This window comes from Rhodococcus sp. MTM3W5.2 (assembly GCF_001984015.1).
GTDB lineage: Bacteria > Actinomycetota > Actinomycetes > Mycobacteriales > Mycobacteriaceae > Rhodococcus_G > Rhodococcus_G oryzae.
The window spans coordinates 468,737-491,591 of sequence record NZ_CP019572.1 but is presented as its reverse complement, the minus strand read 5'-3'; the positions used below and the strand labels follow the sequence as shown (position 1 = coordinate 491,591).

Below are 22,855 nucleotides of genomic sequence, written 5' to 3'. Positions count from 1 at the left end.
CTTACCGGAACGAGACGCGTAGGGCCTGCGGGACGAGGTCGGAGCGCCTGGTGTACGCGACCTCGACGGTGACCATGGCGTCCAAGGCGGTCACGTCGACGCCGTCCACCACGAGGTCCGCGCGTAACCACCGGGTCAGCGCCTGCCCGACGGTGAACTCCAGTGCCGCGGCGAGCACCCCGTCGTCCGGCTCGAATACGAGGTGCAACAGCCCGCACCCGAAGTCCGGCAGGTTGACCCGTTCGCTGGGCGAGGTGAGAAGCACCTGGATGATCTTCGAACGCAGTGCGTCATCACCCTCGCTGGCGGCCACCCCGCCACCCGCATCCACGGCGAACGGAAACCCGAAAGCAGTCCCAGTCATCGCACCCGTCCCTTTCCGTCGTTGTGCTGGGTCAACGCGACCGCCACCTCTGGGGTGATGGACACGGTGTGGGTGTGCGAACTCGGTGCCGCGGCGTCGGTATCGCCGGCGACCGGCACGATCACCGTGCCCGCGACGGTCACACCGCTGATCTCCATCTCTTCCACAATGTGGTCGATCACGCCTGTGGCGACCGCGAGAGCGAGGTTGCGCCAGCCGTCGCGGGCCGCCTCGAGCGCCAGTTCCGCACCGGGTTTCGCCTCGGCCACAGCGGACTTGAGTTCCGCCGAGAGCACCTCGTCGAGCTGCGCGAAGATCGCCGTGCTCATGCCGGGGTCCCCGTCGTCCTTGTCCGGTGTGCCGATCGTCAGTGCCATCACTCCACCATGTGTTTCGTCGACAGCGGGACGTCGAGGTTCATCGGTGCCACCGGCGGGGACGTCGGCGCTCCCAGGTTGCCGACGTGCGTGTGGGTCGAGAGCGCGGTGATGAAAGACAACACCTGCGCCTTGAACTGGTTGCCGAGCACGAACGGCTCCGTCGCCCCAGCGCCGCCGACCTGCACCCCACCCGCACCGACCACGACCTGGGTGCCGGTGCTCTTCACGGTGACACCCCCCGCCGCGAGCATGATCTCGTTCCCGTTGGTCCCCTCGGTGATGGTGATCCCGTTGCGGTCCATCGTGATCACGTTGCCGTTGACCGCTTCCACGATGGTGACCAGTTCCTCGGAGTCCTTGTCCTCGAACTGGATGGTGTGGCCCTTGGCGGTCTTAAGGATCTTGCGGGTGGGGGGTCCTGCGCCGAGCCGTCCACCGTGGGCAGTTCGGTGTCACCGCCGGGTTTGCTCCAGAATGTGCCGACCCAGATCGGGAATTCCAGGTCGCCCTCCTCAAACTCCACCCAGACCCCGGCGTGGACGTCGGGCACCATCAGCATTCCCTGGTCGGCGGCGCCGCCATACGGCACACACGCGGTGGCCCAGCCGGTCACCACGTCCGGCCCGGTGACGCTCGGCACCCGCAGCCGCAGCCGGCCGAGCCGCTCGGGATCGGCGTTGTCCACCACCAGGCCCCGGTACTTACCGAAGAACCGGTGATCCATCCGCTGCGCCAAATCGGCGACGACACGTTCCACCGTCATAGCAATCCTCCCAACAACCCGGTGTCGCCGGAGAACTGCTCGTCTCCGGTGGGACGCAACCCGTTACGCCGGGCGCGGAAACGCTGGATGTAGCCGTCGCCGGTGAACGCGTGCGTTACGTGGGACACGTAGTAGACGCCGCTGTGCGTTTCGCCGACACCTTTGACGGTCACGGTCCGGCGGGGCCGCAACAGGTGCCTGTAGTGGTTGGCGATGACCTCGCCGTCTCCATGTACGAACCATTCGCTGTCGTCGAATCCGCTTTGGCACAGTGCGGTGAGTTCGGCCTCGCCGGTCGTCACCGCCTGGGCTAGCACCGTCCGCGCTGGCGATACGCCGACGGACCGCAGTGCGGCGCTGCCCGTCGCCCCGAATGCCGGTTGTGCGGTCGTCGTCGCCGCTACGTCCACGATCTCCTTGGTGATACGGGACAGTTGGGCCATCGTGTACTCGGCGGGCGTTGCCGCGTCGACCTGGACGAAGAACCGGCGCAAGGTGGTGTCGTCGCCGAAGTGGGCGGCGAGCACCGGTTGCGGCGGCTCGTTGAGCTGCGGTGGACGGAAGAATCCGGTCCTCCCCTCGACGTAACACTCGAATCCGTTGCGCAGCGCCAGCCGGGTGAGGAACTGGATGTCGGTCTCGCGCTGGATCACCGTGGAGACGGGTTCGTCGTGGCTCACCGGGCTGTCCTCGACCTGCGGGGTGAGCCCGTGTGCGTGGAAGATCTCGCTGGCTATGTCGCTGTCGCGCCGGTTGGGCCAGTCTTTGCGGACCTGGGTGCGGTCCAGTAGCACGCTGCGGTCCATTCCCCAGATCTCCAGCGTGCAGGCGGACGGGTCGGGGGCGAACTCCGTCCGAAGATGGGTGATCACTCCGTCGATTAGTTCCTCGACGCCGTCGTCGAACCCGGCGGAGATCAGTACCGGTCGCCACGTTGTCAACCGGTCGTCGTCCACCACCGTCCAACGTCCGTCCGGCTGCTGTGCCACCGCCAACCGCAGCGTGAACATCGCGGCCAGCTCGTCATCCAGCTCGATCTCCAGGCTGAGAACGCTCTCGTACAGATCGGTGGCCTCGGTGCCGCCGATTTCGATGCGAAAGCGCTCTGTCTGCATGCCGCCGCCTAACCGGTGATATTCGGTGGGATGACGATCTGCTTGCCCGTCCGGCCGATCTGCTTGGCCGCGCTAGCAGTGAAACCGTGCGCGAGCATGGTGGCGGCGAGGTCCGGCATTGTGAGGTTGAGCCGGTTGAACGTCACCACCACGGTCGCTTCGCCGTCCAGGACGGCCCGGGATACGCCGACCATCTCGGTCAACGCACGCAACAGGTTCGGGATGCCGGCGCCGGGAGAGATGTCGCAGCGGTACGTCACAACGGGTTCCGCGCCGAGGAGCTCCTGCGGCGAGAGGATCTCCGGGTTGGCGTCGCAGATTCGCCACCAGTTTCGGGGCTGCTGGTAGTAGCGGGTGGCGAGCTGATCGAGCCGGTCTGCGTCGGCGATCGTGTGAGTGAACTGGCCAGTGGCCACAGCCGCGACACGCAGCGCCCGGGAGGACAGCCTGCGTCCGTCGGCGTCGGTGGTGACCACGTCGTCGAGGGCACGGTAGCGGGAGATCTTCGAGAACATGGCGGCCTATCCCGGAATCACGACGTTGGCCACGTCGGCGGCGTTGGCCAGGTTGAGCACGGACATCGTTTCCTTCATCGCCTTCGAGTAGAGGTACGGCATGCTCGTGCCCTCGATGACGGTCAGCCCGAGCGTCGCGGTTGCCCGGACCGGGTTGAGGTCCGGGCTGTAGAGCAACTCGGTGATGTTGAGGCTGGTGATGTTGACCGGCAGCACCCGCTTGCGGCCGAAGACGAACAGTGTCAGCGGCGGATTGGGACGCTTGTTGAAGCTGAACCCGCCCGGCGAGCCGAGCAGGGCGCCGACCGCCTGGCCGATCAGGCTCTCCTCCTTCGGATGCACCATCAGTTCCAATGTGGACAGCTGCGGGGAGATCCCGAACTGCCCGGTGATCGTGTCGCCTTCCTCAAGGCCGTCGCTGGCATCGAGCCGGATCTCCAGTCCGATCACCTCCTCCTGGATGGTGACCAGTTGGGCGTCGCGGAGTTCGGTGAGGCTGTCGTACCGCTTGTGAAACTCGCGCAACGGGTTTCCGGTCCCAGCACCGCCGGCCGGTGCCGAGTAGCTCAACGTTCGGTTGCGGGTGAGCTGAACCGGGTTGAACTGGAATACCACGAACAGCGGCGGCAAGCTCAACCCGAACTCGACTAATGCGCCGCGCAGGATCTTCGGCCGGTTGGAGAGCCCGTCCGTCATTTCCCACCTCCCTCATCTAGTCGCAAAGGACTCAGTATTTTCCGGCCGGAATCAAAGCCGGGATGGTTCACATCAACCCGGGACGCTCAGCTTGGGTTGGAACGGATGCTCGATCTCACAGGCTTTGAAATCCGCGTCCACTGGCGACCGCACGAAGATCGGCAACGGCGGGAAGAGCTGGCGCTGGACCGTCGCCCTCGAAGGTCCTGCGTGCGACGCGTCGTTAGGCTGCCCGGGGTCGTGGCATGCCTGCACAGTAGGACCACTGAAAATGGGCCTGTTCTTCGCCTTGTCCTCAGCGCAATGTTGGATCTGATCCCGCCACGCCTGGTACTGTGCGGCGAAATTCGCAAGATTCGAGTTGATCGCCGATAGTGTGCTGTTGTAGATGGCTTCGAACCGGCGGTCATACGGAACCTCCGCAAAGAGTTTGGAGAACAGGGTCCTATCCTGTTCCTCCGTGTGCTCGGCATTCTGGTCGACGATATCGCTCGCGGCTTCGAATACCTGAGACTGCAGCGCCGCCTCCAACTTGTCGCGAGCCCGCGCCAGCAGTCGTCCGACGTCGGCTTTGCCCGACGGCGGTCCGGCCGGCGTCGTCGACTTCTCCACCGAGCCGGAACCGACTGCGGCGCCTATGAAGCTGACCGCCACAACTGCGGCCTTAGACGACGGGAACAGGGATGTCGCCGCCCACGCCAGGTTTCCGGCCAGTGCGATCCACCAGTACGGAAGCGCATCTGCGATATTTGGCTCGGTCGAGGCCGCAAGCGCACCGTTCGTCGCCGAGTACCATTCGTTCACAAAACGCTTACCGACCTCGGGTAGGCGCTTCACCGCATCGTCCGAGAGCTGCTGCAGCTTCTTCTCCTTCTTAGGGTCACTAGCGATGACCACAGGAGGGATCTGCACAAGATTCGGAGGGTCTGCGGCGATGACGACAGGTGGGATCTGCACGACATTCTGCCGCTGCACCAGTGTGGGCAGTGTGCCGTTACTGACGCCGTTCCAGGTCATGGAGCGCCATGGGAGCGGCTGCACGTGATCGTCGCGCTGCTGCAAGGTGTGGGTTAGCTCATGGGCGAGCAGGTGTGTGCCTTGCTGGCTGTCCGGATCGAATTCCCCATTGTCGAAGTAGATGTCGTTGCCTTGGGTGAAAGCGTGCGCCCGTAGTTGGCGACTGAGAGCCGCCGCGCGCTCGTCTGTGTGCACACGGACGTTGTCAAAGTGCGCAGCGAATGCGTTCTCCATCTGCCGCTTGAACTTGCTGGGCAGCGGCGAACCCGAGCCGCGTGTGCGGTCTAGTTCCACATCGATGCCCCGCGCCCCGGCATGAGCGAGCCCGGATGCCTCACGGCCGATCCCTTTTTCGGCTAACCGATGCTGGATCTGTTCCTGGATGGAATTAGCTCCCGAGGCGGGCTCCGTCGCCTCGTCTTGGCCCCGCGCTCGCTGGACGACCTGGTCCGCGATGCTATCGGCCTCGACTTCGAGCGGGTCGTCCGGGGCGCTCACGTCCAGGTCGGCTTGAACGCCGTCGGCGCTCCGCTCCTCACTTTGGCATGCCTTGCAGCAGCCGGAGCACGACCCGTCGAAGGAGCGCTGCACGCACAGGACGCGCTGGTCGGCCTGCTCGGCGTAGTGATTGCCTAAGCTCGAATCTATCTCTGGTACAACGGAAACCCGGGAAGGCAACACCACCGGCGCGGTGTTGTCTCGGTTGATCGACTCGCGAGTGGCCGTTGCTTGTCTAGAAGCTATCCGCATCGCTACTCCCATCCCGAAGGTAGAGCGGGGTTCACCATTTGCCTGGGGTGCCATGGCAGGAGCCGAACTGTCGAATAGACTCTCCGACAACCGAACAAGGCAGAGCAAGGGTCGTCACGCCTCGCCAGGCCTCGATCGGCGCGGGACCCGACGGACAGCAGCATTCTCGATACGCATCGACGTGGTCTTTGAAAATCATCGGTGCCAGTTCGAGCTGCACGAAGTTGATATACATGTCCTTGCTGACCCGTCGGGTCATCAATGCTCCCAGCCACTGAGCCGCCTCGGCTTTCTTTGCTTGATCTACCTGATCCAGGCGATCCTGCAGAAACTTCCGGACGCATTTTGCGGTTGGGTCGTTCGGGGTCTCCTTGCACGCACAAGTCGCGTTGTGAACGTACGCCTCGGGTAGCCACCAGGTTTCCTTGGCATACCGACCACAGTCGGAGTTCTCGATTCCCGCTTTCGGAACGCACTCCCTTGTCGGCGGCGGTACCGGTGGGTGGACGACGGAGTGCCTCACCACAACACTGCGCCTGAGTCCAGGATCGCCGTGTACCGGTCCATGCGAGTAGACGTGCGCCACGACCGCGCCGGCCCCTTCGAGAACCGACACGGCCTGCACGGCGCGGGCACAGGAGAGATCGACGTTATACGCCGGGTCCCCTTCACTACTCGCGTAGCCGTGAACCTCGAGCGCGGTACCGGCCTTCGACGCTGCGGCGCCGGCTGCGGCGAGACGCTCCCGCTCACCCGGCCTGAAGGAATCGCAATTGACGGTGAATCGATACCGTGCCCCTTCGTGCTCCGGCGGCTCTTCCGAGGAGCCCGTACATCCTGTAGGGGATCCTATTTCGGTTCGACCGCAAGCTCGTTGGACGTCGAATGATTCCCCCGCCTCAGCCGGGTCCATCCGGTGTTGGCGTCCGCGCCCGGCACGCTGCTGCAACGTGTGGGTCAACTCATGGGCGAGCAGGCGCCGACCGCCTTGGCTGGTGGCGTCGAACTCTCCCTCGCCGAAATAGATGTCATTGCCTTGCGTGAAGGCATGTGCGCCAAGTTGTCGGCTCATCGCCGCGGCTCGAGTGTCGGTGTGCAGCCGGACGTTGTCGAAGTCCACGCCGAACGCGTTCTCCATCTGCAGGCGAACCTTGCCGTGCAGCGGCTTTCCTTCGCCCCGTGTGTGGTCCAAGGTGGAGGCGATTCCATCGGCGTTGGCGGCAGGCCCGCACACGGACTTGTGGCCGATCCCGTCCCCGGCAATGGGCTGCCCAATCTGGTCGGTCACCGGATTGCCGCCGGACCCCGACCCGACCAGTTCAGTGGCCTCATCCTCGTGCCGTTGGACGATCTGGTCGGCAACGTGATCGGCTTTGACCTCATGCGGGCCGTCGGGTGCGCCGACCTTTAGGCCGGCTTGGCTGCCCTCGGTCCGTTCTTCGCTTTGGCAGGCGCCGCAGCAGCCGGAGCACGATCCGTCGGCGGAGCGCTGCACGCACAGGCCTGGCTGGCCGGCCTGTGCGGCGTAGTGGTTGCCCAGGCTCGAGTCCGCTTCGGGAACAACGGAAACCCGGGGGATCGAAACCACCCGAGCGGTGTTGTCCCGGCTCATCGCCTCGCGCGTGGCCATTGCTTGTCTAGAAATCGTCCGCATCGCTAATCCGTTCCCGACGGTGCACGCCAGTGCGGGATCGGCTCGGTCCAGAGTTTGCCGATCTTCTCGTACTCGCGTCGGATCCCGTGCTGGATGTGGCGCAGCGCCAGGACACCGGCGCCGTCCTCGACTGCGGCGAATGCGGCGGTGATCGCTGCGTTGCGGATGCCCGCGCCGGACAAGGGGTACTGCTGGGCGAGTAGCTCCGCGTCGACGTCGGCCGCGATCCGTGCCACTTCAGGCAGATGCGCCTGCCAGATCCGCGCCCTGCTGACCTCATCGGGGAAGGGGAATTCGATGACGAAGCGCAGGCGCCGGGTGAACGCCTCGTCCATGTTCTCCCGCAGATTCGTCGCGAGGATCACCACGCCGTCGTATTGCTCCATCTTCTGCAGCAGGTAGCTGGTCTCGATGTTCGCGTAGCGGTCGTGCGCGTCGGAGACCTCGGTTCGCTTGCCGAACAATGCATCCGCCTCGTCGAAGAAGAGGATCGCGTTGCTGTGCTCGGCGGTGCGGAAGATCTCCGCGAGATTCTTCTCGGTCTCCCCGATGTACTTGCTGACCACCGCCGAGAGATCGATGGCGAACAGGTCGACGCCTAGCGCTCCGGCAACCACCTCGGCGGCCATTGTCTTTCCGGTGCCGGGCACCCCGACGAGCAGCGTGCTCACCCCGCGGCTGCGGCTCATTACCTGCCCGAAGCCCCACTCGCCGCACACCAGGTCACGGTTGCGGACCTGAGCGCAGAGCTCGTCGAGCTGGTCGAGTTGCGGCTGCGGCAGGACCAGATCTCGGTGGGAGCGCCCAGGCGCGATCTTCGTGGCGAGGTCGCTGAGCTGGTGCTGGCACTGGCTTCGGCACGCCGCGAACAGGTCGTCGAGCGACGGTCGCTGAACTGTCAGCCTGGTCTCGTCGACCACGGCGGCGATCTGGCGGGGCGTGAAGGTGAACGTCGCGGCCAGGGTCGCGGCCCAGGCAGGATCGACCACACGCAGCCATGCCGCTTCCTGTACCGCGGCGCCGGGTCGAGGTACCTCCATCGCGTGATACAGCACCCGATCCGGGAGATCCTTCAGCCGAAGGGGTGACTCTGTGCCGAGGAACGTCAACGGGCTGCACGCCGCGGCGGCCCGGCCGAGGACGGCGAGGATCCGAGGGTCGGAGCGGGCCAACGCATCGACGCCGTCGACATAGATGATGCCCTGACGCAGCAGGCACTCCCGGAACGCCAGCGGCAACAGGGTCGGTACGTCCCGTTCACACCCGACCCACCGCGCCGCGTGGACCACGGTGAGAGAGCAGTCCAAGTCGGCGCAGACGCCCTCAGCCAGTTCCTGCTGGCCAAATCCGTGCAGGTCCAGTATCAAGCTGCAGTGCTGCGGCGAACGACCAAGATGGATGTCGACCAACGTCGTCAGGCGGCTCTTTAGCGCCGTTTCAGCGAGAACCTCGTCGAGTCCGATCTTCGGGCGCATCACGGTCACCGCGTCGATCAGCGCGTCGTCGACCGTGTCGTGTCCCTGCAGGAACCGGAGAATGCGGTCGTCTACCTTGAGGAAACGGGCGAGGTCCGTCGACCCGGACAGGTGGTACCCGCCGTCGACCGGGCGCAGAATGCCACCCCGCCGCAGCACGGTGTCCGGACCCAGCAGGGCGCGGGCTCGCCAGGCATCCGCCGCCGAGTCGACGAGCAGGCGCAAGATCAGGTCCACACTCGGGCGCTTGCGGGTCGCGTCGTCCTGCAGGTAGGCATAGAGCCGGTCGTACCGGCGGTCGATCTCCGGGGCCAGACAGATCACCAACGCGTCCCGCTCGAAGGAGCTCAGGCTGAAAATCTGGGTGAGCCGGTCAAGAGGGAGGTCCACGCCCTCCGCCGTACTGGCAGCGACCCGCGCCGCGATCTCGTTCTCATATCCGGCGTCCGGCGCGGCGCTGGATTCCTCGCTGACCAGGATGCCGACGCGCAGTAGCCGGTCGACCTCATCGTCGGAAACGAAGACATGGTTGCGAGCGTCCAGACCGGACCCCCGCCGTGACGTTCGCAGGACCGCGACCGAGCGTCCGATCCGCCGGTCCAGCACCCGTAGGTGGTCGGCGAGGTGCCCGAACCCGTCCTCGTACGGCCGCGCCCTGATCTCGGTGACACTGCTCATGTCGTCACCTCGATGAACAATGTCTTACGGGTGAGTCGAGAGATGTCTACTCGCAGTTCGTAGAAGCCAGGCGCCAGACCGGCAGGGAGCGTGACCGGGAACGTGTCGGCCGTCAATGGAAGGGCGGTGACGAGCGGGTCGCCCGACAGCGTGACCGATGCTTGCCAACCGGCCAGGTGGGTGCCGGAGACGGTCACCGTTCTGCCCGCCGGACCTGAGACTTCGGTGACGGTGTCGATTGAGGGTGGCGCGAACGGCGCGCGAACGTCTGGCACGCCGATGGTCCGGACACGTTCCGGCGTCGGTGCCGCCAGTTCGGCCGACTGGTCGAGCTGCACGACCGTGACCTCGTACAGCACGGACATTCGGAACGGCTGGCCGAATGTCGCCCAGACGGTGCTGAGTTCGTCCAGGTTCACCGGGTTGAGGATGATCTGGATGCGTTCCTTGGCCTCCTGCAGGCCGGGGGCAAGGTCGCTCGGCGGGATCATTGGGTTCTGGTGGAACACCCGCATCGCCTCACCGAGGATCGCGTGTGCGGTGGTGTTGCCGTTCTGCGTGTCGTTCGGGGCGTAGGCGGTCATCAGATAGTACAGGTTCAGCGACAGCGGCGACGGCACTAGTGTGGCCGGGTCGGCCCGCGAGACCTGCCAGTCCGCGTTCTTGAACACCGGGTTCTCGTCGACCTTGTAGAGGAACAGGTTGACCCGGCGCGGGCCACCGGCCTCGTCCGGCGCCAGCACGGTCACTGGTACGGCGGGGGTCAGCGTCATCTCGGCGAACAGCATGCCGCGCAACGACTCACTCACCATGCCGATCGCCGTTGCCGTGCTCATCGCCGCACCTCTCTGCGCAGGTGCATGCCCAGATGCCGGCGGTCCCAGTACGCCGACGGCACACATGGAGCGGATTGTGCTGATACGCCGCGGGTTGGCGCCGGGTCGGGTACGGCTGGCGGCGTGGGAAGGATCCGGGCTTCTGGTTCGGGGCGCGGCGCGGTCACCACGTTGTCGACTTTGGCAGTCAGTGACCGCAGGGCGCGCCGCAGTTGATCCACATCGGACTCGGTGCGCAGGTCCCGCTGCGGAGGAGCTTCTGCCGCCGCTGCCAGGGGCTTCGCTGTCCTGTGTGGACCGTCTGTTTGCTTCACCTTGGTCTCTTCGCCGGCCGATTCCCGTGCAGGCTGGGGTGGAGGCAAGTCGGTGGATGGCCTGATGGGAGGGGCTGATGCGGGCGCAGGCGGGCGCAGCTCCACCACGGTGACTGGTCGTGCAGCGGTCGGTGGTCGAGCAGTCACCACGTGGCTTTCCAGTGTGGCCGCCGTGTGGTGAAGATGTGTGGGGGCGGGGGTCAGCCCACGTACCTCCACCACTCGGGTGCGCGGCTCGCCCGCCGGCGCAGGCGAAAGTCTGGGCTCCGGCATGTCGAGCGGCACTGTGGCCTGTTTCTGCGTCTCCGACCGTGCCGGTGAAGGCGGCGCCGAAGGGGGCTTGGCGTCGGCGCGATCTGGTGCGACCGGTTCGGGCTCCCGTTCCGGTGCGGTCAGGGGAGGCACTTGTCCCGCCCCTGACAGGGGAAGCACTTGTCCCGGTGCGGTCGGGGGAGGCTCTTGCGTGAATGCGGGCGGGCTCGGCACCTGCACCGGCAAGCTTTCCGGTGGGTCTGCCGGGAGAGAAGGGGATACCGGCGGCGGTTGATCGTCGACGGCCACCGGTGCAGAAGGCAACAGTGCGCGCCGTGGCAGGGCTGGCAATACCGATGCCTCTGGTGGTGATGAGGGTGTCACAACCTTGTGTGGGGCGCTGGGAGAAACCACGGGGAGATCCCGCGGCGCGGCTGGAACGACTTGCTGGGCAACGGGAGCGGGCTCAACCTGGGATCCGGCGGCCGACGGCACCGGCACCTCTACGAACTGTTCGAGCTCCAGGCCATCGGTGACCGGTGCTGCTGGGAGCGGCACTACTCCGCCCCCGCCGAGCAGGCCGCGGACGCCCGGTCGGTACGTCAGCGAGGTCGCGCCGTCGAGCAGAGACAGGTAGAGCAGCCCAGGCGCCGGCAGCGGTTCAGAGGTCGTCATGGGACCGCTCGATCTCGTCGGCCAGCTGGGTCACGTACCGTTGCCGCCGGTGCCGCGGCATCTCCATGATCTCCCGTTCGCTCCAGTGATAGTGGTAGGCCAGGTAGTGGATCTCGCGCCGCAGCAGATCGGTGTTCACCCGCAGCTCCCCGAACAGGAAGCTCTGGATCTCGAACGGGACGGAATAGTTCCGCCGGCACTCGGGCAGGTCGACTCCATCGTCAGGTCGACTTGCGGCGCAACCTCCGCCATCCGCCGCTCGACGCTCCGCCGCGCACGCGGCGACAGCCGGGCCAAAAGTTCCGGAGGTGCCGGGGAGAACGGCCCGATCCGGGTTACGCACCGTCCTAGTAGGCCGGTCAGCGCGGCAGCCTCATTGTGGTGCAACAACGGCGACAGCGCCTCCTGGTCCGCGCCGTTGGGCAGCCGGAAGGTCAGCTCACGATGAGCCTGCCCAGCCCCTCGCACAGCGTCGGTTGCGTCCAACAAGAACGAGTAATCCGGTCCTTTGTCGACGGATTCGACGACCGGGATCGCGCTGGTGGCGAACTCGATGTCGATCCGTTGCCCGCAGTCGGCCCACGGGCACGAGATGCTGGATCGGGCTGCCGTGCCGAACGTCGCCTCGCGCACCTTCAACAGCAAGAACTGCCGGTCCGCGACAAGCAGGTGCTGGGCCACGTCCTCGGTCACCGGAGCGATGTCGCCGATCCGGCGAACGCAGCGGGTGAGCAGTTCGGTGACCAGTGCCGCTGTACCTGTTCCGGTTGCCGCCAGTAGTTCCTCGTCCCGGCCGGTCATGGCCACGACCTCGACCTCGCGGTGCACCACGCCCCGGGCGTCGGAATGGCCGCCGGGCAAAGCCGCGAGACCAGCGGTAGCTGTGGCTGGGATCATGTCTAGCCCGTCAGCTCTCGGCCGGTTCGACGACCGACGCGTCCCGTTCCCAGCCCTCGTTCTCCAGTTTGAGGGTTTGGATCATCACGGCATTGCCGGCCGCGTCCAGTTCGGGCAGCGCTGTGTACTCGGACACCCAGCAGCGGAAGACGTTGTAGGCCATGACGGTGGCGCCCTGCAGGTTGCACACCTCCAGGGTTATGTCCTTGCGAAAGGACTTGAGCGACATGGCCGCCTCGCCCTGGAAGTTGTTAACTTTGTTGGCCCAGTCCTCGAACGTGGTGTCGTGGGTCACCCCGGCCGACAGGGTGATTGCATCGTAGCTGGTCTTGCCGGGGATCTTGTGCGGCACGCTCTGGTCGTTGGCCTCATGCCAGGTGGTGACCTCGGTGATCTTCTTCAGCGCGCTGCACTTGCTCAGGCCGGCCACGTACTGGCCGTCCCATTTGATCTTGAATTTGAAGTTGTGATACGGATCGAACCGTTCCGAGTTGACCGTGAACCTCGCCATGCCGCGTGCTCCTTCCCGATCCGCATCACGCGGTTTGTCCGGCTCGCTGACTGATCCGGACGACCACGTACTCGGCTGGCTTCAACGGCGCGAAGCCGACGAGAACGTTGACCACGCCCGCGCCGATGTCGGCCTGGGTGGTTGTCTCGCTGTCGCATTTGACGAAGAATGCGTCCGAGGCGGTCGCGCCCTGGAACGCGCCGCGCCGGAACAGCGTGGTCATGAACGACCGTATGTTGAGGCGCAGTTGGCCCCACAGCGGTTCGTCATTGGGCTCGAAGACTGCCCACTGAATACCCCGGTAGATACTGACTCGCAGGAAGATCGCCATCCGCCGGACCGGGACGTAGTTGTACTCGGCGTCCGAAGAGATGGTCCGGGAGCCCCAGACCACGATCCCGGAGCCGGTGAAGTTCCGAATCACGTTGATGTTCTTGGGATTCAGGTTGCCCTGTTCCACGTCGGTGAGGTCCATGGCGAGACCCGTGGCCCCACCGAGACCGAGGCTCATGCCCGCGGGCGCCCGCCACACGCCTCGCTGTGCATCGCTTCGTGCGTACACCCCGGCGACGTATCCCGACGGCGGCACCAGGATCGGCTCACTCGACAGGCCGTTCGGATCGAGCATCTTGAGCCATGGCAGGTACACCGCACCGTACGAGTTCTTCGGGCTCACCGAGGCCATGAACGTCTCCGCCCCCAGTACGGTGTCGTCGTCCTGGCTCATATCGCCGATGAAGAAGCAGTCCGATAGGGACCGGTGTGCTGCGCAGTAGTTCACCCCCTCGCCGACGAGTACCGGAGATCCGATGCCGGGTACGGCGATCAGGTTCACGTCGTCGAGTCGGTTGAGACGCTGCAACCCGCTGATGTACGGCTGGTCGTTGGTGATCGGGTCGCCATCGGACCCGGCGCGCACCGTCAGCACTTCCGGGGTCGGTGCGGCGTTGTCCCCGATGAGGTAGAAGTTGGCGGGTGGACCACCGGCGGGGCTGACACGGGGCCGTGTCACGGCCGCGCCGATTATCTCTACACCCCCGTGGGACTTGCCGAGCCGCAACAGTCCCGCGGCGTTCTCCGCGGTGTCCGGAGAGTCGGCGACCCAGACCGACGACGCCGGGCTGACGAAGCCGGAACGTAGCAGCAGCACACCGGCATCGACGGCACAGGTGAAACCGGTGAAGGCGGCCGGGTTGGTTGAGTTCCGCAGCCTGGTCAGGGTCCGCACGGCGAACTGGATCGCGCCTGCCAGGTTGGCCGGCGTGCTCAAGTCGGGCACCTGGCCTGCGCCCGCGCCGACCGCCGAGGTCAGGTTGATCTGTTGGTAACCGTCGCCGTCGATGTTGATTGCGAGCCGGGATCGGGGTGCCACGAGTGGCAGGGGGGCCGCCTCGCCGCGACTGGTCCCGGCTTGAACGTTGGTGTTGCTCGGGTTGACGGTGACACGGACAAGGGTGGACGACGCTGTCGCGGTCTGCACGAAGTTCGGTGCGCCGCGAACCACGCTGACGTTATCGAAGACCTCGGCAGCTGTGAGTTGGTCCTGCTGGAACACGCTGATCTTGAAGTCGTTCGCCGGGTCGTTGGTACCGTCGGCGATGACTACCGCCAGGGTGTTGCCCCACACACCGGGCGAGCGGGCTTCGACAGTCAGGCTCGCCTGGGCGGTCGTGCCGCGGTCCGTCAGCACGATGTTAGCGATCTCGGTGTTCGCCCCGGCCACCCGCACGATGTAGCACTGCGACCCGCCGTTGTTGAAGAACTGGAACACGCCGTGCGTCAGGAACGAGCCGCTCAGGAAGTCGCCGTACAGGTTCTGGTACTCGGTGAAGTTGAAGATCTTGACGGCCTCGGCGAGGCTGCCCTTCTGCGCCTGCCCGATGAACGCCGCAATCGAGGTTCCCGCGGCCGCGATCGGCCGGATGCCGCTGGACCCCTCGTCCACGTACACGCCGGGGTAGGACACGCTCGCCATCGTTGCGCTCCTCTTCGTTGGGTCAGGCGCTTGTCTGGCGGCGCCGACTGGTCGGCCCGTCGAGGTCGTCCGGATCCTCCGCGGGCCGCGCAACCGCCTCGGTATCCACTGCTGCGCCATCCTGCCCAGTGACCGCAATCACGAGCGAGTCGCGTAGCTTGCGAACCTTTGCGTTGTTCTCGATCTCCACCGGATCGGGCTCGATCGCGTGGCCGGGCGGCAGGTGCACAACGGTGCCGCTATTGAGCAGCACGGTGACAAGGCGGGAGGTTGCGTTTGCCATTCGTACCGGCACGGCGCCTCCTGATGCTGCGGGACTGATGAGACAAGATCACCCTCGTAGCAAGCCGTCATCGCAACGTCACATCGGCGTCAATCGTTGCGACCCCGCCCTCCCCGCCCGATCAGCATGCTCCGAGTTCTGTCTCCAGCGGGGCCGGCGCAATGAAAGTCGAGTCCGCCACAGATCCTTCAAAGGCGTCGTGCAGGCACGTCAGGCAGTCATTGGACTGGGTCCATCCGAAGGAGCCCCCACCGACGGCTTCGTCAGAGGGCCCATCTCGGTAAGGCTCCTTCCAACCCGAAATTCAGTTGGGGTGGTGACCGCCCGTGTACAGAACCCGTCGGCCGGTGCACGCGGGCCACGGCCGACAACGGAACATGCGGCTCTGGAAACCCGGCGTGTAACGGAGCTTGAGGTTTGAGCCAATTCATCCTCGAGGTGACCACGATGGGCACCACCAAGTGGCTCCGATGTGGATCTCGACCCACGCCCAGGGGCCCACTGGCATCGGCGTCACCACAGACCTCATCGATCATGCCTCGGTCGTGATGGCCGATCAGTTCAGCGATGGCCGGAGCTACATGGGCATGGGTATCGATGCCTGATCCCTCGGGCAGCCCCTGTCGGCCCAGAGAGGGTGGGCCTGCCTTCGCAGTGCCGACCACACATTTCGGCGCGGCGAGAGCCGTTGCGGCCCATACCCACTTGTTCTGTGACTGCGGCGTTCGGTCCCATTCAGGGTCCGAAGGCCAGAAGCATGATGTCTCGAGGAATTCGACTACGAGAAGTAGTCCGAGGCAGGGCGTGGAGACAATCACGCGCAGGTGCCTGAGAGTGGCCCACCGCAGCAGTCCATAGCAGACGAACAGGCCCACATCCATCGGGGTGTGCAGATAAATCCACCGGACGATTTCCGCCGCGCACTGGGACCGACACCACATCCCAGCAAGGCTGTCTCATCCGCAGAATCTCCCTCGCCAGCGCCGGATCGAGCGTCGACACGACGTCGCACGCGCTGTGCGCGTCTCGGTTGGCAGGGCCATTCTCATCAATGGTGAGCACCGCCGGGAAGTCGGCCTCGATGAACGGCACGTGTCACTTACGAAGGGGGACAAGAACATCAACACCACGAGTCGGGTCCACGTGGCCGCCGCCGCCACGAGATCGTCGACGAGCGTCCGCGAGACGGGGACGCCCTCGATCAGCACTCCCGGGTCTCTGGTGTTGCGACTGCCGACCATGTCCATGATGATCACCGCGATGATCCGTTCACGCTCGCCACTGGACAGCCCTGCGACATGCTCGATGCTGCCGAACAGCCCCTGGTCCTCACCGCCGAACAGGATCAGGCGTAGATCGTGAGGCCAGGTTCGGGTCGCCAGCACGCGACCCAACTCGAGGACACCCGCGGCGCCACTCGCGTTGTCATCCGCACCCGGTGCAGGCGCGGACGCTCCGTCCTCGTGGTTGACCGAGTCGAGGTGCGCCGTCACCACGACCAGCCCGCGGTTCGAACCGGCCAGCTCCGCGACGATGTTGCGACTGTCCCCCACCCCGACCGAGACGGGCACCTGGGAAACGGTGTAGTTGAAGGACTTCAGGTCCGCGGCTGCTGAATCTGCCGCAGCGAGAAACCCGCCGCTGGTCGAGTGCCGGGTACGGGGACCTGTGATCCGCGCGAGATGTCCCTCATACGATGACCTTGACAGCAGCCCGAGCAGATCCTTGATCTTCGAATCGGATTCCCGGGCCACCGCGCGGGGACGGTCGACGACGACAGCGTCTGCGGCCAGGGCCTCGACGCGCCAGCAGATGCGCTCGTCCGCCGTAGGCACCGGGACTTCATCCCGATCGACCACGAGGTAGCGGCCGTGGTCGACCAGCACCGGCACATCGGGGTGCGCATCCTGAAAGGACTTGCCCACCTGAGTCACCAGGCTCAACCCGGCGGCACGGCCCAACGCGGACTCCACGCCCGTCGATCGCCGCACAGAATCGGCAAATTCGGACCACACCACCACCTCGTCGGCCAGCCGCGCCCACCGCAGCGCGCCGCGAGCGGCCGACGTGGCGACACCCGCAAAGTCGAACGACTCCGCGGGCACCGTCGCGAACTCGACCCCGGTCACGGTGCATCACCCACTTCCAGCTCCAGGCGGCCCCGGTCTACCCGGGCCACCCGAACGACCCGGCGCTCACCTGCGGCCGAGGTCAGCTCGAGGCTCTCGTTCTCCGCGCCCCCTACCCACATGCCCGCGCGCGGCTCGTTGGCGTCGCCCCGGCCGATCGCCCAGTCGACGTAGGAACCGTCCGGCCGGAACTCGATCCCGTCACGACCTCGGGCCCTCGGGAAGTCGAACCCGGCAGGCCGATACACCTGGAGGCCGTCGTGGTCCTCCTCGAAGGAGTGCCCCAGCGTCCGCGGAGATCACCCGCGCCGCGCCCAGCCACCGCTACGTGGAGGCCGACATTTCCGATGGCGCGGCCGCCACCTCGCCGTCGCCGGCGTGCCACTCGGTGCGTCCCGCGACGTCCGGTCGGCCGAGCGATTCCCAGCCGTCCTGCGAGGGGCGCCACCCCGAGCCGTCCCACCACTTGTGGTGCACGGCGCCGTCCGCAGCAGTCACGAACACGTCCATGCGTCCGGAATCCGTGGAAACCACGGTTGGCTGACCGATGACGGACACCGCGCCTGCCACCGCCGGGGCCTCGGCGGTGGCAGGCGGGGCCCCCACACGGGGAACCGCGGGTTCGGGCGCGTGCCGCTCGGTCCACAACTGCCTGCGGACTCCGTCCAGGCACGCCGTCATCCTGGCGACCTGCCCCTTGGTGAACATCACCATCCCCGCGTCGTTGGTGTAGTCCATGTAGTCCATGAACAGGTCCCCGTTGGGTCCGTTGTTACAGGTGACTCTGGGAAGGTCGGGATGCCTCCGTTGGAACCGGCCTGGTTGGGGGTGTCGTCCACCTCGTCGCTGCCGCGACAGCCGGTGCCGTCGTCACCCCAGATATGGAAGAGATTGAGGTAGTGACCGATCTCGTGGGTGGTGGTCCGACCGAGGTTGAACGGGGCGGCAGCTGTGCCCACGGTCCCGAAGCCGGTGTGCGTGATGACGACACCGTCGGTCGCGACCGGTCCGCCGGGGAACTGCGCGTAGCCGAGCAGCCCGTCGGCGAGCTGGCAGACCCAGATGTTCAGGTACCTCTCGGCGGGCCACGCGGTGGCCCCGCCGCTCTCGACGAACTTGACGCCGTCGCCCTGGTCGAACGCGGCGACGTTCGTCGACGTCCGGGTGATGCCGCTCGACGGCCGCCCCAGCGGATCCGCGGTGGCGAGGAAGAACTCGAGCTGCGCGTCACCGACCAGTTCCTCGAAGACGCCGGGCACCGTCGACAGGTCGTCGTTGGCGGCGCGGAAATCCCGGTTGAGCACTTCGATCTGGCTCGCGATCTGCGCATCGGAGATGTTCTGCTCCGGGGTGTGCGCCACCACGTGCACGACGACCGGGATACGGGCGAGGCCGCGGGCCGCCGCCGCGCCGGTCGATTCCAACTCGATCGTCTGATTCTCGATCTCCGAGCGCGCGATCCGGTAGGCCTCCGACTCGGTCAGCAACCTACGGTGCACCTCCATCGCTCCGCACTTACGACGAGTCGGCAGCGCGACACTTGGGTCGTTGCTGGTCATGGCGATGAACTCCTTTGCAGCCGTGAAACTTCAGAGAATGAGGTCCTGTGGACGGACGAGTTCCCGGGCCAGGCCGCTTGCCTCGATGCGCTCGAGCGGATCGGCGGCGACGTAGGTCCCCATGCCGAGCCCGGTCAACGCGGCGATCCGCCGGACCGGGACCTGGTAGGTGCGATATGCGCCGAAGGAGAACGACTCCTCCCCCTCCGCGAACTCGTCGAGCAGTGCCGCCTGGCTGAGCAGGTACCCGGTGACGGACAGCTCACCGTCCTGCTTGACCATGGCCACGGTCTTCCAGAACTGCCGTGGCAGCGACACCCCGCGGTACCGGGGGTCGTCGGCCGCCAGCACCGGGCCCGCGACGACGCTGACCGCGAGGTCCGCATTGTCGGCGTTGTTCAGGATGTGATCCTCCAGCCCAAGCCACAGCGTGCTTCCCGCGTTGAAATCGTGGTGTTGCGGAGTGCAATTGGTGAAATGAAAGGTGTCGTCGTTCGCGGCCTTCGCGGCCGGACCCCAAGCCGGGTCGAGGCGGCGCACCAGGTGCCCGCGGTCGAGTGGATTGTCCCGGTAGACCGCCTCACCGGTCTGTTGGTTCGCGGGCAACCGGGGGTCCAGGATCCAGCGGTCGCTCTCGCGGCGCAGGTCCTGCGACTGCTTGCCGTCGATGTTCACCGCGGTGAACAACGCGAGCGCCCTGGTCCGGTGCATGACGACGCTGAAATGGTGGTAGCGCAGCTCCGCGGATGCGACCGCCTCCAACGCGCCGCCGTGCTCCGGCAGCGGCACCGGCACACCAAGGAACCCCGCGTCATAGCCGCCGCGGTTCCGGTAGTCCGGGTCGATGGAGATCGCCTCGGGTTCGGCTCCGACTGCCTGTTGCGATCCGCCCGTCCCGGACAGCGGCTGGCCGCCCACGGATGCGCCGACGCGCACGGTGATCTCGAGCGGAATCTGCACGGTGACCTCGCCCTCGCGGTACTCCTGGCCCCGCCACCTGGCGTCGGGCGTGGGCAGGTCCACCACCGGTGTCCCCCGTTCCACCTGGTCGGCGACAAACAGCTCGTCCACCAGTCGTCGCCACGCGGGCGGCAGGCCAAGACCGCGGAGGTGTTGAAGGATCCGGCTGATCCGCACCCCCTCGTTCAGGACCCCACCGAACTCGGTGTGCGCGGGCGCCCGCACGCTCGCGTGATGCAAGGCGACGATCTCCCATTGGTCGTTGAAGACCGGAGATCCCGACGACCCCGGTTCGGTGTCCGCCGAGTAGTGCAGGAACCGCTCCGGGATGTCGACGATCCGGTTCTCGCGCAGGGCGATCTGCTTCTTGGCGCCGCGGGGATGCTGGACGATCGTGACGAAGTCACCGATGATCGCCTTGCCCTCCGACTCGATCAACCGGTTGAAGCCGAACGGTGCGAGCAACTCGGGCCTGCCGCGAACCGCGACGAGGGCGAAGTCCCGCTCCCGGTCCGCGACGAAGAAGGCTCCCGGGTCGAGCGGGAAGGTCTGCCTCGGCAGTTCCTTGCCGTCGACGCCGTCCTGGAAGTTGAACTCGATCACGCTGTTGCGAGCGGTGTCCGCGTTCGGCAACACGTGGTGATTGGTCAGCATCAGCGCGGGTGAGACGAGCGACCCCGTCCCGAAGCCCTGGTCTATCCCGCGTCCGTCCCGAATGACCACCCGGCAGATGGCGCGCGCGGCCGCGACGCCCGCATCGAGGTACCGGGCACCAACGAAATCCGCTGTGTTGATGATCTTTTCGAGCACGACCTCGGGGCTGCCGTCGACGTCGGCGACATCGCTGATCCGGTTCAGCGCCTCCTCCACCACGGTCTCCGGCGAGTCCGCCGTCGGCGGCGCGGACGGCTCCTCACCGGCGTAGTAACGGCTCAGCCGATCCAGCCGCTTCGCGATGCGCTCGGGGGTGTCCGCCGCTGCGACTCCGCCCGGCCCGGAGAGCACGCTCACGTGCTCACCCCGCTGCGGGGCCCGCTCCCGCGCGCGCCGCGCGGCGGCCTCGTCCTGTCGTTGCCGTTCCCTGTCGAATGTCCCCGCATATCCAGCGGCGCCGCCACGGTCCTGCTCTCCCCGGGGCCGGGGAGTGACGATGGTCATCACGATCCCTTTCGCTCACACCCCGCCGTGCCGATTCGAGGGACAGGGGCTCGGCCATCACCGGCTCGCCAAGGACAACCCGTCCCGGCACCGGCGGGGGTGTGGAGCAGCCCTCGATCATGCGGGCTCACCATCCAGTCTTCCGGCGGGCGACCGATATCACATGAGTAGCCGACTACTCGAATCGGCGATCGCCGGGCAGGGTTGCGCCGGGCACCCGAAACGCGGTCGAATTGACTCGTGGACCCCGAGGAGCGCTTCACCTCGCTGGTCGACGAGTTCGCCGGCCTCGCGGGCGTGACGGTGCCCGAACAGTGCACCCGGCGGGGCTTCGGATCGGGCGCACTCAAGGTCAACGGCTCGATCTTTGCCATGCTCACGGGCGGTCGGCTGGTGGTGAAGCTGCCGAGAACCCGGGTCGAGTCCCTGGTCGGGAGCGGAATGGGCGGCAGGTTCGAGGCCGGCAAGGGGCGGCCGATGAAGGAATGGCTGACGGTCACCGTGGACGACGACCTGACGTGGCTCTCGCTGGCCAGGGAGGCCCTGGAGTTCGTGGGAAGCAGGCGTCCGGCACCCCGTTAAGAGCGTCCTGAACCCCACAAAGTACAGCCCGCTGTGGACGCAGCGGCATCGAGGTGGCATCCTTACCCTGAGACCAGGGTTCTCGACCTGAGGATCCGGCTCGCAGTAACAGGAGTAATAACGTGGCACAGGGCACCGTGAAGTGGTTCAACGGCGAAAAGGGTTTCGGCTTCATCGAGCAGGACGGTGACGGACCCGACGTGTTCGTTCACTACTCCGAGATCCAGGGCAGCGGCTTCAAGTCCCTCGACGAGGGCCAGCGCGTGGAGTTCGAGATCGGCCAGGGCCAGAAGGGCCCCCAGGCCACCGGCGTTCGCACCGTCTAAAGCGACTTAGTCTCCGGGCGCGCGCCACACGGCGCGACCCGTCAGACCTTCCGAAGGGCGTCTCCGTTTACGGAGGCGCCCTTCGGCGTGCTCGCCCCACCCCATCCGTACCGTGTGATTTTGGCAGCAAAATGGCGATTCAATGCCAGGCGCGGGGCGCGTAATCTATCATGTGAGGCTTTTGGCGCTGGTGGGCGCTACTTCTCGCCCGGTGCCACGGCGAACAAACCCGAGGATTGGAGCAGAGATGCGAATCTTGCGTGCGTTTGTAGGAGCGGTCGGTGGGGTGATCATCCTGGTTCTAGCGCTAACTCTTCACGCGCCCGCGGCGACCGCTCAGACCGAGTGCATGAGAATGCCGTACTTCACGCCGTTCGGATATGCCAACTTCGATTTCCCCCGCGAATCGTCGGACTGCTGAACGACAACGAGATCGCGGTCGAGGGCATCACGCCATTCCAGGCCAAGCCCGCGAAGACCGGTCTCTATCTGCCGATCGGCTCGCACACCAATCACATCGACGCGTGCATGGGCGTGTACTACCCCGGCGGGCCGAGGTTCGTCAGCAAGACCGGGAACTCTGTTGCGGCCGAGAACATCTGGCTGCGGATGGACGGCGCCTACGCGACCGTGAAGATCAACGGGGTCGCCCAGGGCGAGAGGATGGTCGCCACCTACAACATGGGTGAGATGATGCCGACGGTCATGACGCCGCACGGCGGCGGGATCGGCCCCACGTACTGGCCGTTCCGCTTCTCCCCGTATTTCGCGCAGGTCTTCAACCAGACTGCCGGCGCGAACCTCGTCAGCCCCGGTGAGCTGTTCGCCAACCTCGACGCCGTCGGGAAGTTTGCGCCCTGATCTGACACGAAGGCAGATGGCTCCTGAGCAGGCAATAGCCCCGAACTGGGAACTTAAACAAGCGTTCAATCAATTCCCTCATTCTCGTAACCACACGGCCCCGGTTGTGCTCTACTCGGATCTTTGGTCT

General features: G+C 66.1%; 25 protein-coding genes. 4 read left to right on the top strand and 21 right to left on the bottom strand.

The genetic code is table 11. The annotated features are described in order from the left end of the window. Position 1: 1 nt before the first annotated feature. The 16 genes from BTZ20_RS02290 to BTZ20_RS26480 all read right to left on the bottom strand — a co-directional run bounded on the left by BTZ20_RS02290 (position 2) and on the right by BTZ20_RS26480 (position 15,150). Positions 2–364 carry a GPW/gp25 family protein gene (locus BTZ20_RS02290; RefSeq protein WP_077040231.1) on the bottom strand — a complete coding sequence of 121 codons (363 nt, stop codon included), beginning with the start codon at positions 362–364 and terminating at the stop codon, positions 2–4. Continuing rightward, the gene (locus tag BTZ20_RS02285) at positions 361–741 is read right to left on the bottom strand and encodes a hypothetical protein (protein ID WP_077040230.1); all 381 of its coding nucleotides are present in this window, start codon (positions 739–741) and stop codon (positions 361–363) included. The genes BTZ20_RS02290 and BTZ20_RS02285 overlap by 4 nt, the downstream gene beginning before the upstream one ends. Beyond that, positions 741–1,076, bottom strand: a complete 336-nt coding sequence (locus BTZ20_RS26490) for a hypothetical protein (RefSeq protein WP_145982167.1) — start codon at positions 1,074–1,076, stop codon at positions 741–743. Before BTZ20_RS26490 ends, BTZ20_RS02285 begins: the two co-directional genes overlap by 1 nt. Next, a complete protein-coding gene (locus tag BTZ20_RS26485) occupies positions 1,052–1,507 on the bottom strand; it encodes a phage baseplate assembly protein V (protein WP_145982166.1) in 456 nt (151 codons plus the stop codon). The genes BTZ20_RS26490 and BTZ20_RS26485 overlap by 25 nt, the downstream gene beginning before the upstream one ends. Then, complete coding sequence (locus tag BTZ20_RS02275; RefSeq protein ID WP_077040229.1) at positions 1,504–2,622, bottom strand: phage late control D family protein; 1,119 nt, start codon at positions 2,620–2,622, stop codon at positions 1,504–1,506. Before BTZ20_RS02275 ends, BTZ20_RS26485 begins: the two co-directional genes overlap by 4 nt. A gap of 8 nt (positions 2,623–2,630) precedes the next feature. Beyond that, positions 2,631–3,137: a hypothetical protein gene (locus BTZ20_RS02270; protein WP_077040228.1), complete on the bottom strand. Its 507-nt coding sequence runs from the start codon at positions 3,135–3,137 to the stop codon at positions 2,631–2,633. 6 nt (positions 3,138–3,143) lie between these two features. After that, complete coding sequence (locus BTZ20_RS02265; protein WP_077040227.1) at positions 3,144–3,833, bottom strand: hypothetical protein; 690 nt, start codon at positions 3,831–3,833, stop codon at positions 3,144–3,146. 72 nt (positions 3,834–3,905) lie between these two features. Continuing rightward, positions 3,906–5,600, bottom strand: a complete 1,695-nt coding sequence (locus BTZ20_RS02260) for a DUF4157 domain-containing protein (protein WP_145982433.1) — start codon at positions 5,598–5,600, stop codon at positions 3,906–3,908. 31 nt (positions 5,601–5,631) lie between these two features. Then, positions 5,632–7,230: a DUF4157 domain-containing protein gene (locus BTZ20_RS02255; protein ID WP_077040225.1), complete on the bottom strand. Its 1,599-nt coding sequence runs from the start codon at positions 7,228–7,230 to the stop codon at positions 5,632–5,634. A 26-nt stretch (positions 7,231–7,256) separates the two neighbouring features. Continuing rightward, a complete protein-coding gene (locus BTZ20_RS02250) occupies positions 7,257–9,407 on the bottom strand; it encodes an ATP-binding protein (RefSeq protein WP_077040224.1) in 2,151 nt (716 codons plus the stop codon). Continuing rightward, positions 9,404–10,243, bottom strand: a complete 840-nt coding sequence (locus tag BTZ20_RS02245; RefSeq protein WP_077040223.1) for a DUF4255 domain-containing protein — start codon at positions 10,241–10,243, stop codon at positions 9,404–9,406. The genes BTZ20_RS02250 and BTZ20_RS02245 overlap by 4 nt, the downstream gene beginning before the upstream one ends. 1,227 nt (positions 10,244–11,470) lie before the next feature. Beyond that, a complete protein-coding gene (locus tag BTZ20_RS27070; protein WP_189636710.1) occupies positions 11,471–11,623 on the bottom strand; it encodes a DUF6760 family protein in 153 nt (50 codons plus the stop codon). Next, entirely contained in the window at positions 11,620–12,381 is a 762-nt protein-coding gene (locus BTZ20_RS27065) for a hypothetical protein (protein WP_189636709.1), read from the bottom strand. The genes BTZ20_RS27070 and BTZ20_RS27065 overlap by 4 nt, the downstream gene beginning before the upstream one ends. 10 nt (positions 12,382–12,391) lie before the next feature. Next, on the bottom strand, positions 12,392–12,892 hold the full coding sequence (locus tag BTZ20_RS02235; protein ID WP_077040221.1) for a phage tail protein: 501 nt from the start codon (positions 12,890–12,892) through the stop codon (positions 12,392–12,394). Between the two features lie 25 nt (positions 12,893–12,917). After that, on the bottom strand, positions 12,918–14,867 hold the full coding sequence (locus BTZ20_RS02230; RefSeq protein ID WP_077040220.1) for a phage tail sheath family protein: 1,950 nt from the start codon (positions 14,865–14,867) through the stop codon (positions 12,918–12,920). Positions 14,868–14,889: 22 nt separating this feature from the next. Next, on the bottom strand, positions 14,890–15,150 hold the full coding sequence (locus BTZ20_RS26480) for a hypothetical protein (protein ID WP_077040219.1): 261 nt from the start codon (positions 15,148–15,150) through the stop codon (positions 14,890–14,892). Positions 15,151–15,620: 470 nt separating this feature from the next. On the opposite strand from BTZ20_RS26480, the gene BTZ20_RS28810 reads away from it, so the two are divergent. Next, entirely contained in the window at positions 15,621–15,755 is a 135-nt protein-coding gene (locus BTZ20_RS28810) for a hypothetical protein (protein WP_262982537.1), read from the top strand. A 351-nt stretch (positions 15,756–16,106) separates the two neighbouring features. Here BTZ20_RS28810 and BTZ20_RS02220 read toward each other — a convergent pair whose 3' ends face one another. From BTZ20_RS02220 to BTZ20_RS02205, 5 genes are all read right to left on the bottom strand, one after another. After that, positions 16,107–17,279 (bottom strand): M28 family metallopeptidase, encoded by a 1,173-nt coding sequence (locus BTZ20_RS02220; RefSeq protein ID WP_077040218.1) that lies wholly within the window; start codon positions 17,277–17,279, stop codon positions 16,107–16,109. After that, positions 17,276–17,527, bottom strand: coding sequence for a hypothetical protein (locus BTZ20_RS02215; protein WP_077040217.1), 252 nt, complete (start codon positions 17,525–17,527; stop codon positions 17,276–17,278). Before BTZ20_RS02215 ends, BTZ20_RS02220 begins: the two co-directional genes overlap by 4 nt. A gap of 76 nt (positions 17,528–17,603) precedes the next feature. Beyond that, positions 17,604–18,026, bottom strand: coding sequence for a hypothetical protein (locus tag BTZ20_RS27555; RefSeq protein ID WP_223263578.1), 423 nt, complete (start codon positions 18,024–18,026; stop codon positions 17,604–17,606). Further along, positions 17,987–18,838, bottom strand: coding sequence for a M43 family zinc metalloprotease (locus BTZ20_RS02210; RefSeq protein ID WP_223263577.1), 852 nt, complete (start codon positions 18,836–18,838; stop codon positions 17,987–17,989). Before BTZ20_RS02210 ends, BTZ20_RS27555 begins: the two co-directional genes overlap by 40 nt. 30 nt (positions 18,839–18,868) lie before the next feature. Next, positions 18,869–20,956, bottom strand: coding sequence for a DNA/RNA non-specific endonuclease (locus BTZ20_RS02205; RefSeq protein WP_077040216.1), 2,088 nt, complete (start codon positions 20,954–20,956; stop codon positions 18,869–18,871). 240 nt (positions 20,957–21,196) lie between these two features. On the opposite strand from BTZ20_RS02205, the gene BTZ20_RS27550 reads away from it, so the two are divergent. The 3 genes from BTZ20_RS27550 (at position 21,197) to BTZ20_RS02190 (ending at position 22,725) form a co-directional block, all read left to right on the top strand. Then, positions 21,197–21,538 (top strand): hypothetical protein, encoded by a 342-nt coding sequence (locus BTZ20_RS27550; protein WP_077040215.1) that lies wholly within the window; start codon positions 21,197–21,199, stop codon positions 21,536–21,538. A 122-nt stretch (positions 21,539–21,660) separates the two neighbouring features. After that, on the top strand, positions 21,661–21,864 hold the full coding sequence (locus BTZ20_RS02195) for a cold-shock protein (protein WP_027502787.1): 204 nt from the start codon (positions 21,661–21,663) through the stop codon (positions 21,862–21,864). Between the two features lie 345 nt (positions 21,865–22,209). Further along, positions 22,210–22,725 (top strand): hypothetical protein, encoded by a 516-nt coding sequence (locus tag BTZ20_RS02190; protein ID WP_223263576.1) that lies wholly within the window; start codon positions 22,210–22,212, stop codon positions 22,723–22,725. Positions 22,726–22,855 lie beyond the last annotated feature (130 nt).

Excerpts from the sequence above, each read along its gene's own strand:
- BTZ20_RS02275 (WP_077040229.1), bottom strand. The coding sequence starts at position 2,622 with ATGCAGACAGAGCGCTTTCGCATCGAAATCGGCGGCACCGAGGCCACC.
- BTZ20_RS02235 (WP_077040221.1), bottom strand. The coding sequence starts at position 12,892 with ATGGCGAGGTTCACGGTCAACTCGGAACGGTTCGATCCGTATCACAAC.
- BTZ20_RS02205 (WP_077040216.1), bottom strand. The coding sequence starts at position 20,956 with ATGACCATCGTCACTCCCCGGCCCCGGGGAGAGCAGGACCGTGGCGGC.
- BTZ20_RS02290 (WP_077040231.1), bottom strand. The coding sequence starts at position 364 with ATGACTGGGACTGCTTTCGGGTTTCCGTTCGCCGTGGATGCGGGTGGC.
- BTZ20_RS27065 (WP_189636709.1), bottom strand. The coding sequence starts at position 12,381 with ATGATCCCAGCCACAGCTACCGCTGGTCTCGCGGCTTTGCCCGGCGGC.
- BTZ20_RS02265 (WP_077040227.1), bottom strand. The coding sequence starts at position 3,833 with ATGACGGACGGGCTCTCCAACCGGCCGAAGATCCTGCGCGGCGCATTA.
- BTZ20_RS02285 (WP_077040230.1), bottom strand. The coding sequence starts at position 741 with ATGGCACTGACGATCGGCACACCGGACAAGGACGACGGGGACCCCGGC.
- BTZ20_RS02250 (WP_077040224.1), bottom strand. The coding sequence starts at position 9,407 with ATGAGCAGTGTCACCGAGATCAGGGCGCGGCCGTACGAGGACGGGTTC.
- BTZ20_RS02255 (WP_077040225.1), bottom strand. The coding sequence starts at position 7,230 with ATGGCCACGCGCGAGGCGATGAGCCGGGACAACACCGCTCGGGTGGTT.
- BTZ20_RS02245 (WP_077040223.1), bottom strand. The coding sequence starts at position 10,243 with ATGAGCACGGCAACGGCGATCGGCATGGTGAGTGAGTCGTTGCGCGGC.
- BTZ20_RS26480 (WP_077040219.1), bottom strand. The coding sequence starts at position 15,150 with ATGGCAAACGCAACCTCCCGCCTTGTCACCGTGCTGCTCAATAGCGGC.
- BTZ20_RS02260 (WP_145982433.1), bottom strand. The coding sequence starts at position 5,600 with ATGCGGATAGCTTCTAGACAAGCAACGGCCACTCGCGAGTCGATCAAC.
- BTZ20_RS02210 (WP_223263577.1), bottom strand. The coding sequence starts at position 18,838 with ATGACCAGCAACGACCCAAGTGTCGCGCTGCCGACTCGTCGTAAGTGC.
- BTZ20_RS27555 (WP_223263578.1), bottom strand. The coding sequence starts at position 18,026 with ATGGACTACATGGACTACACCAACGACGCGGGGATGGTGATGTTCACC.
- BTZ20_RS02230 (WP_077040220.1), bottom strand. The coding sequence starts at position 14,867 with ATGGCGAGCGTGTCCTACCCCGGCGTGTACGTGGACGAGGGGTCCAGC.
- BTZ20_RS26485 (WP_145982166.1), bottom strand. The coding sequence starts at position 1,507 with ATGACGGTGGAACGTGTCGTCGCCGATTTGGCGCAGCGGATGGATCAC.
- BTZ20_RS28810 (WP_262982537.1), top strand. The coding sequence starts at position 15,621 with ATGTGGATCTCGACCCACGCCCAGGGGCCCACTGGCATCGGCGTCACC.
- BTZ20_RS02270 (WP_077040228.1), bottom strand. The coding sequence starts at position 3,137 with ATGTTCTCGAAGATCTCCCGCTACCGTGCCCTCGACGACGTGGTCACC.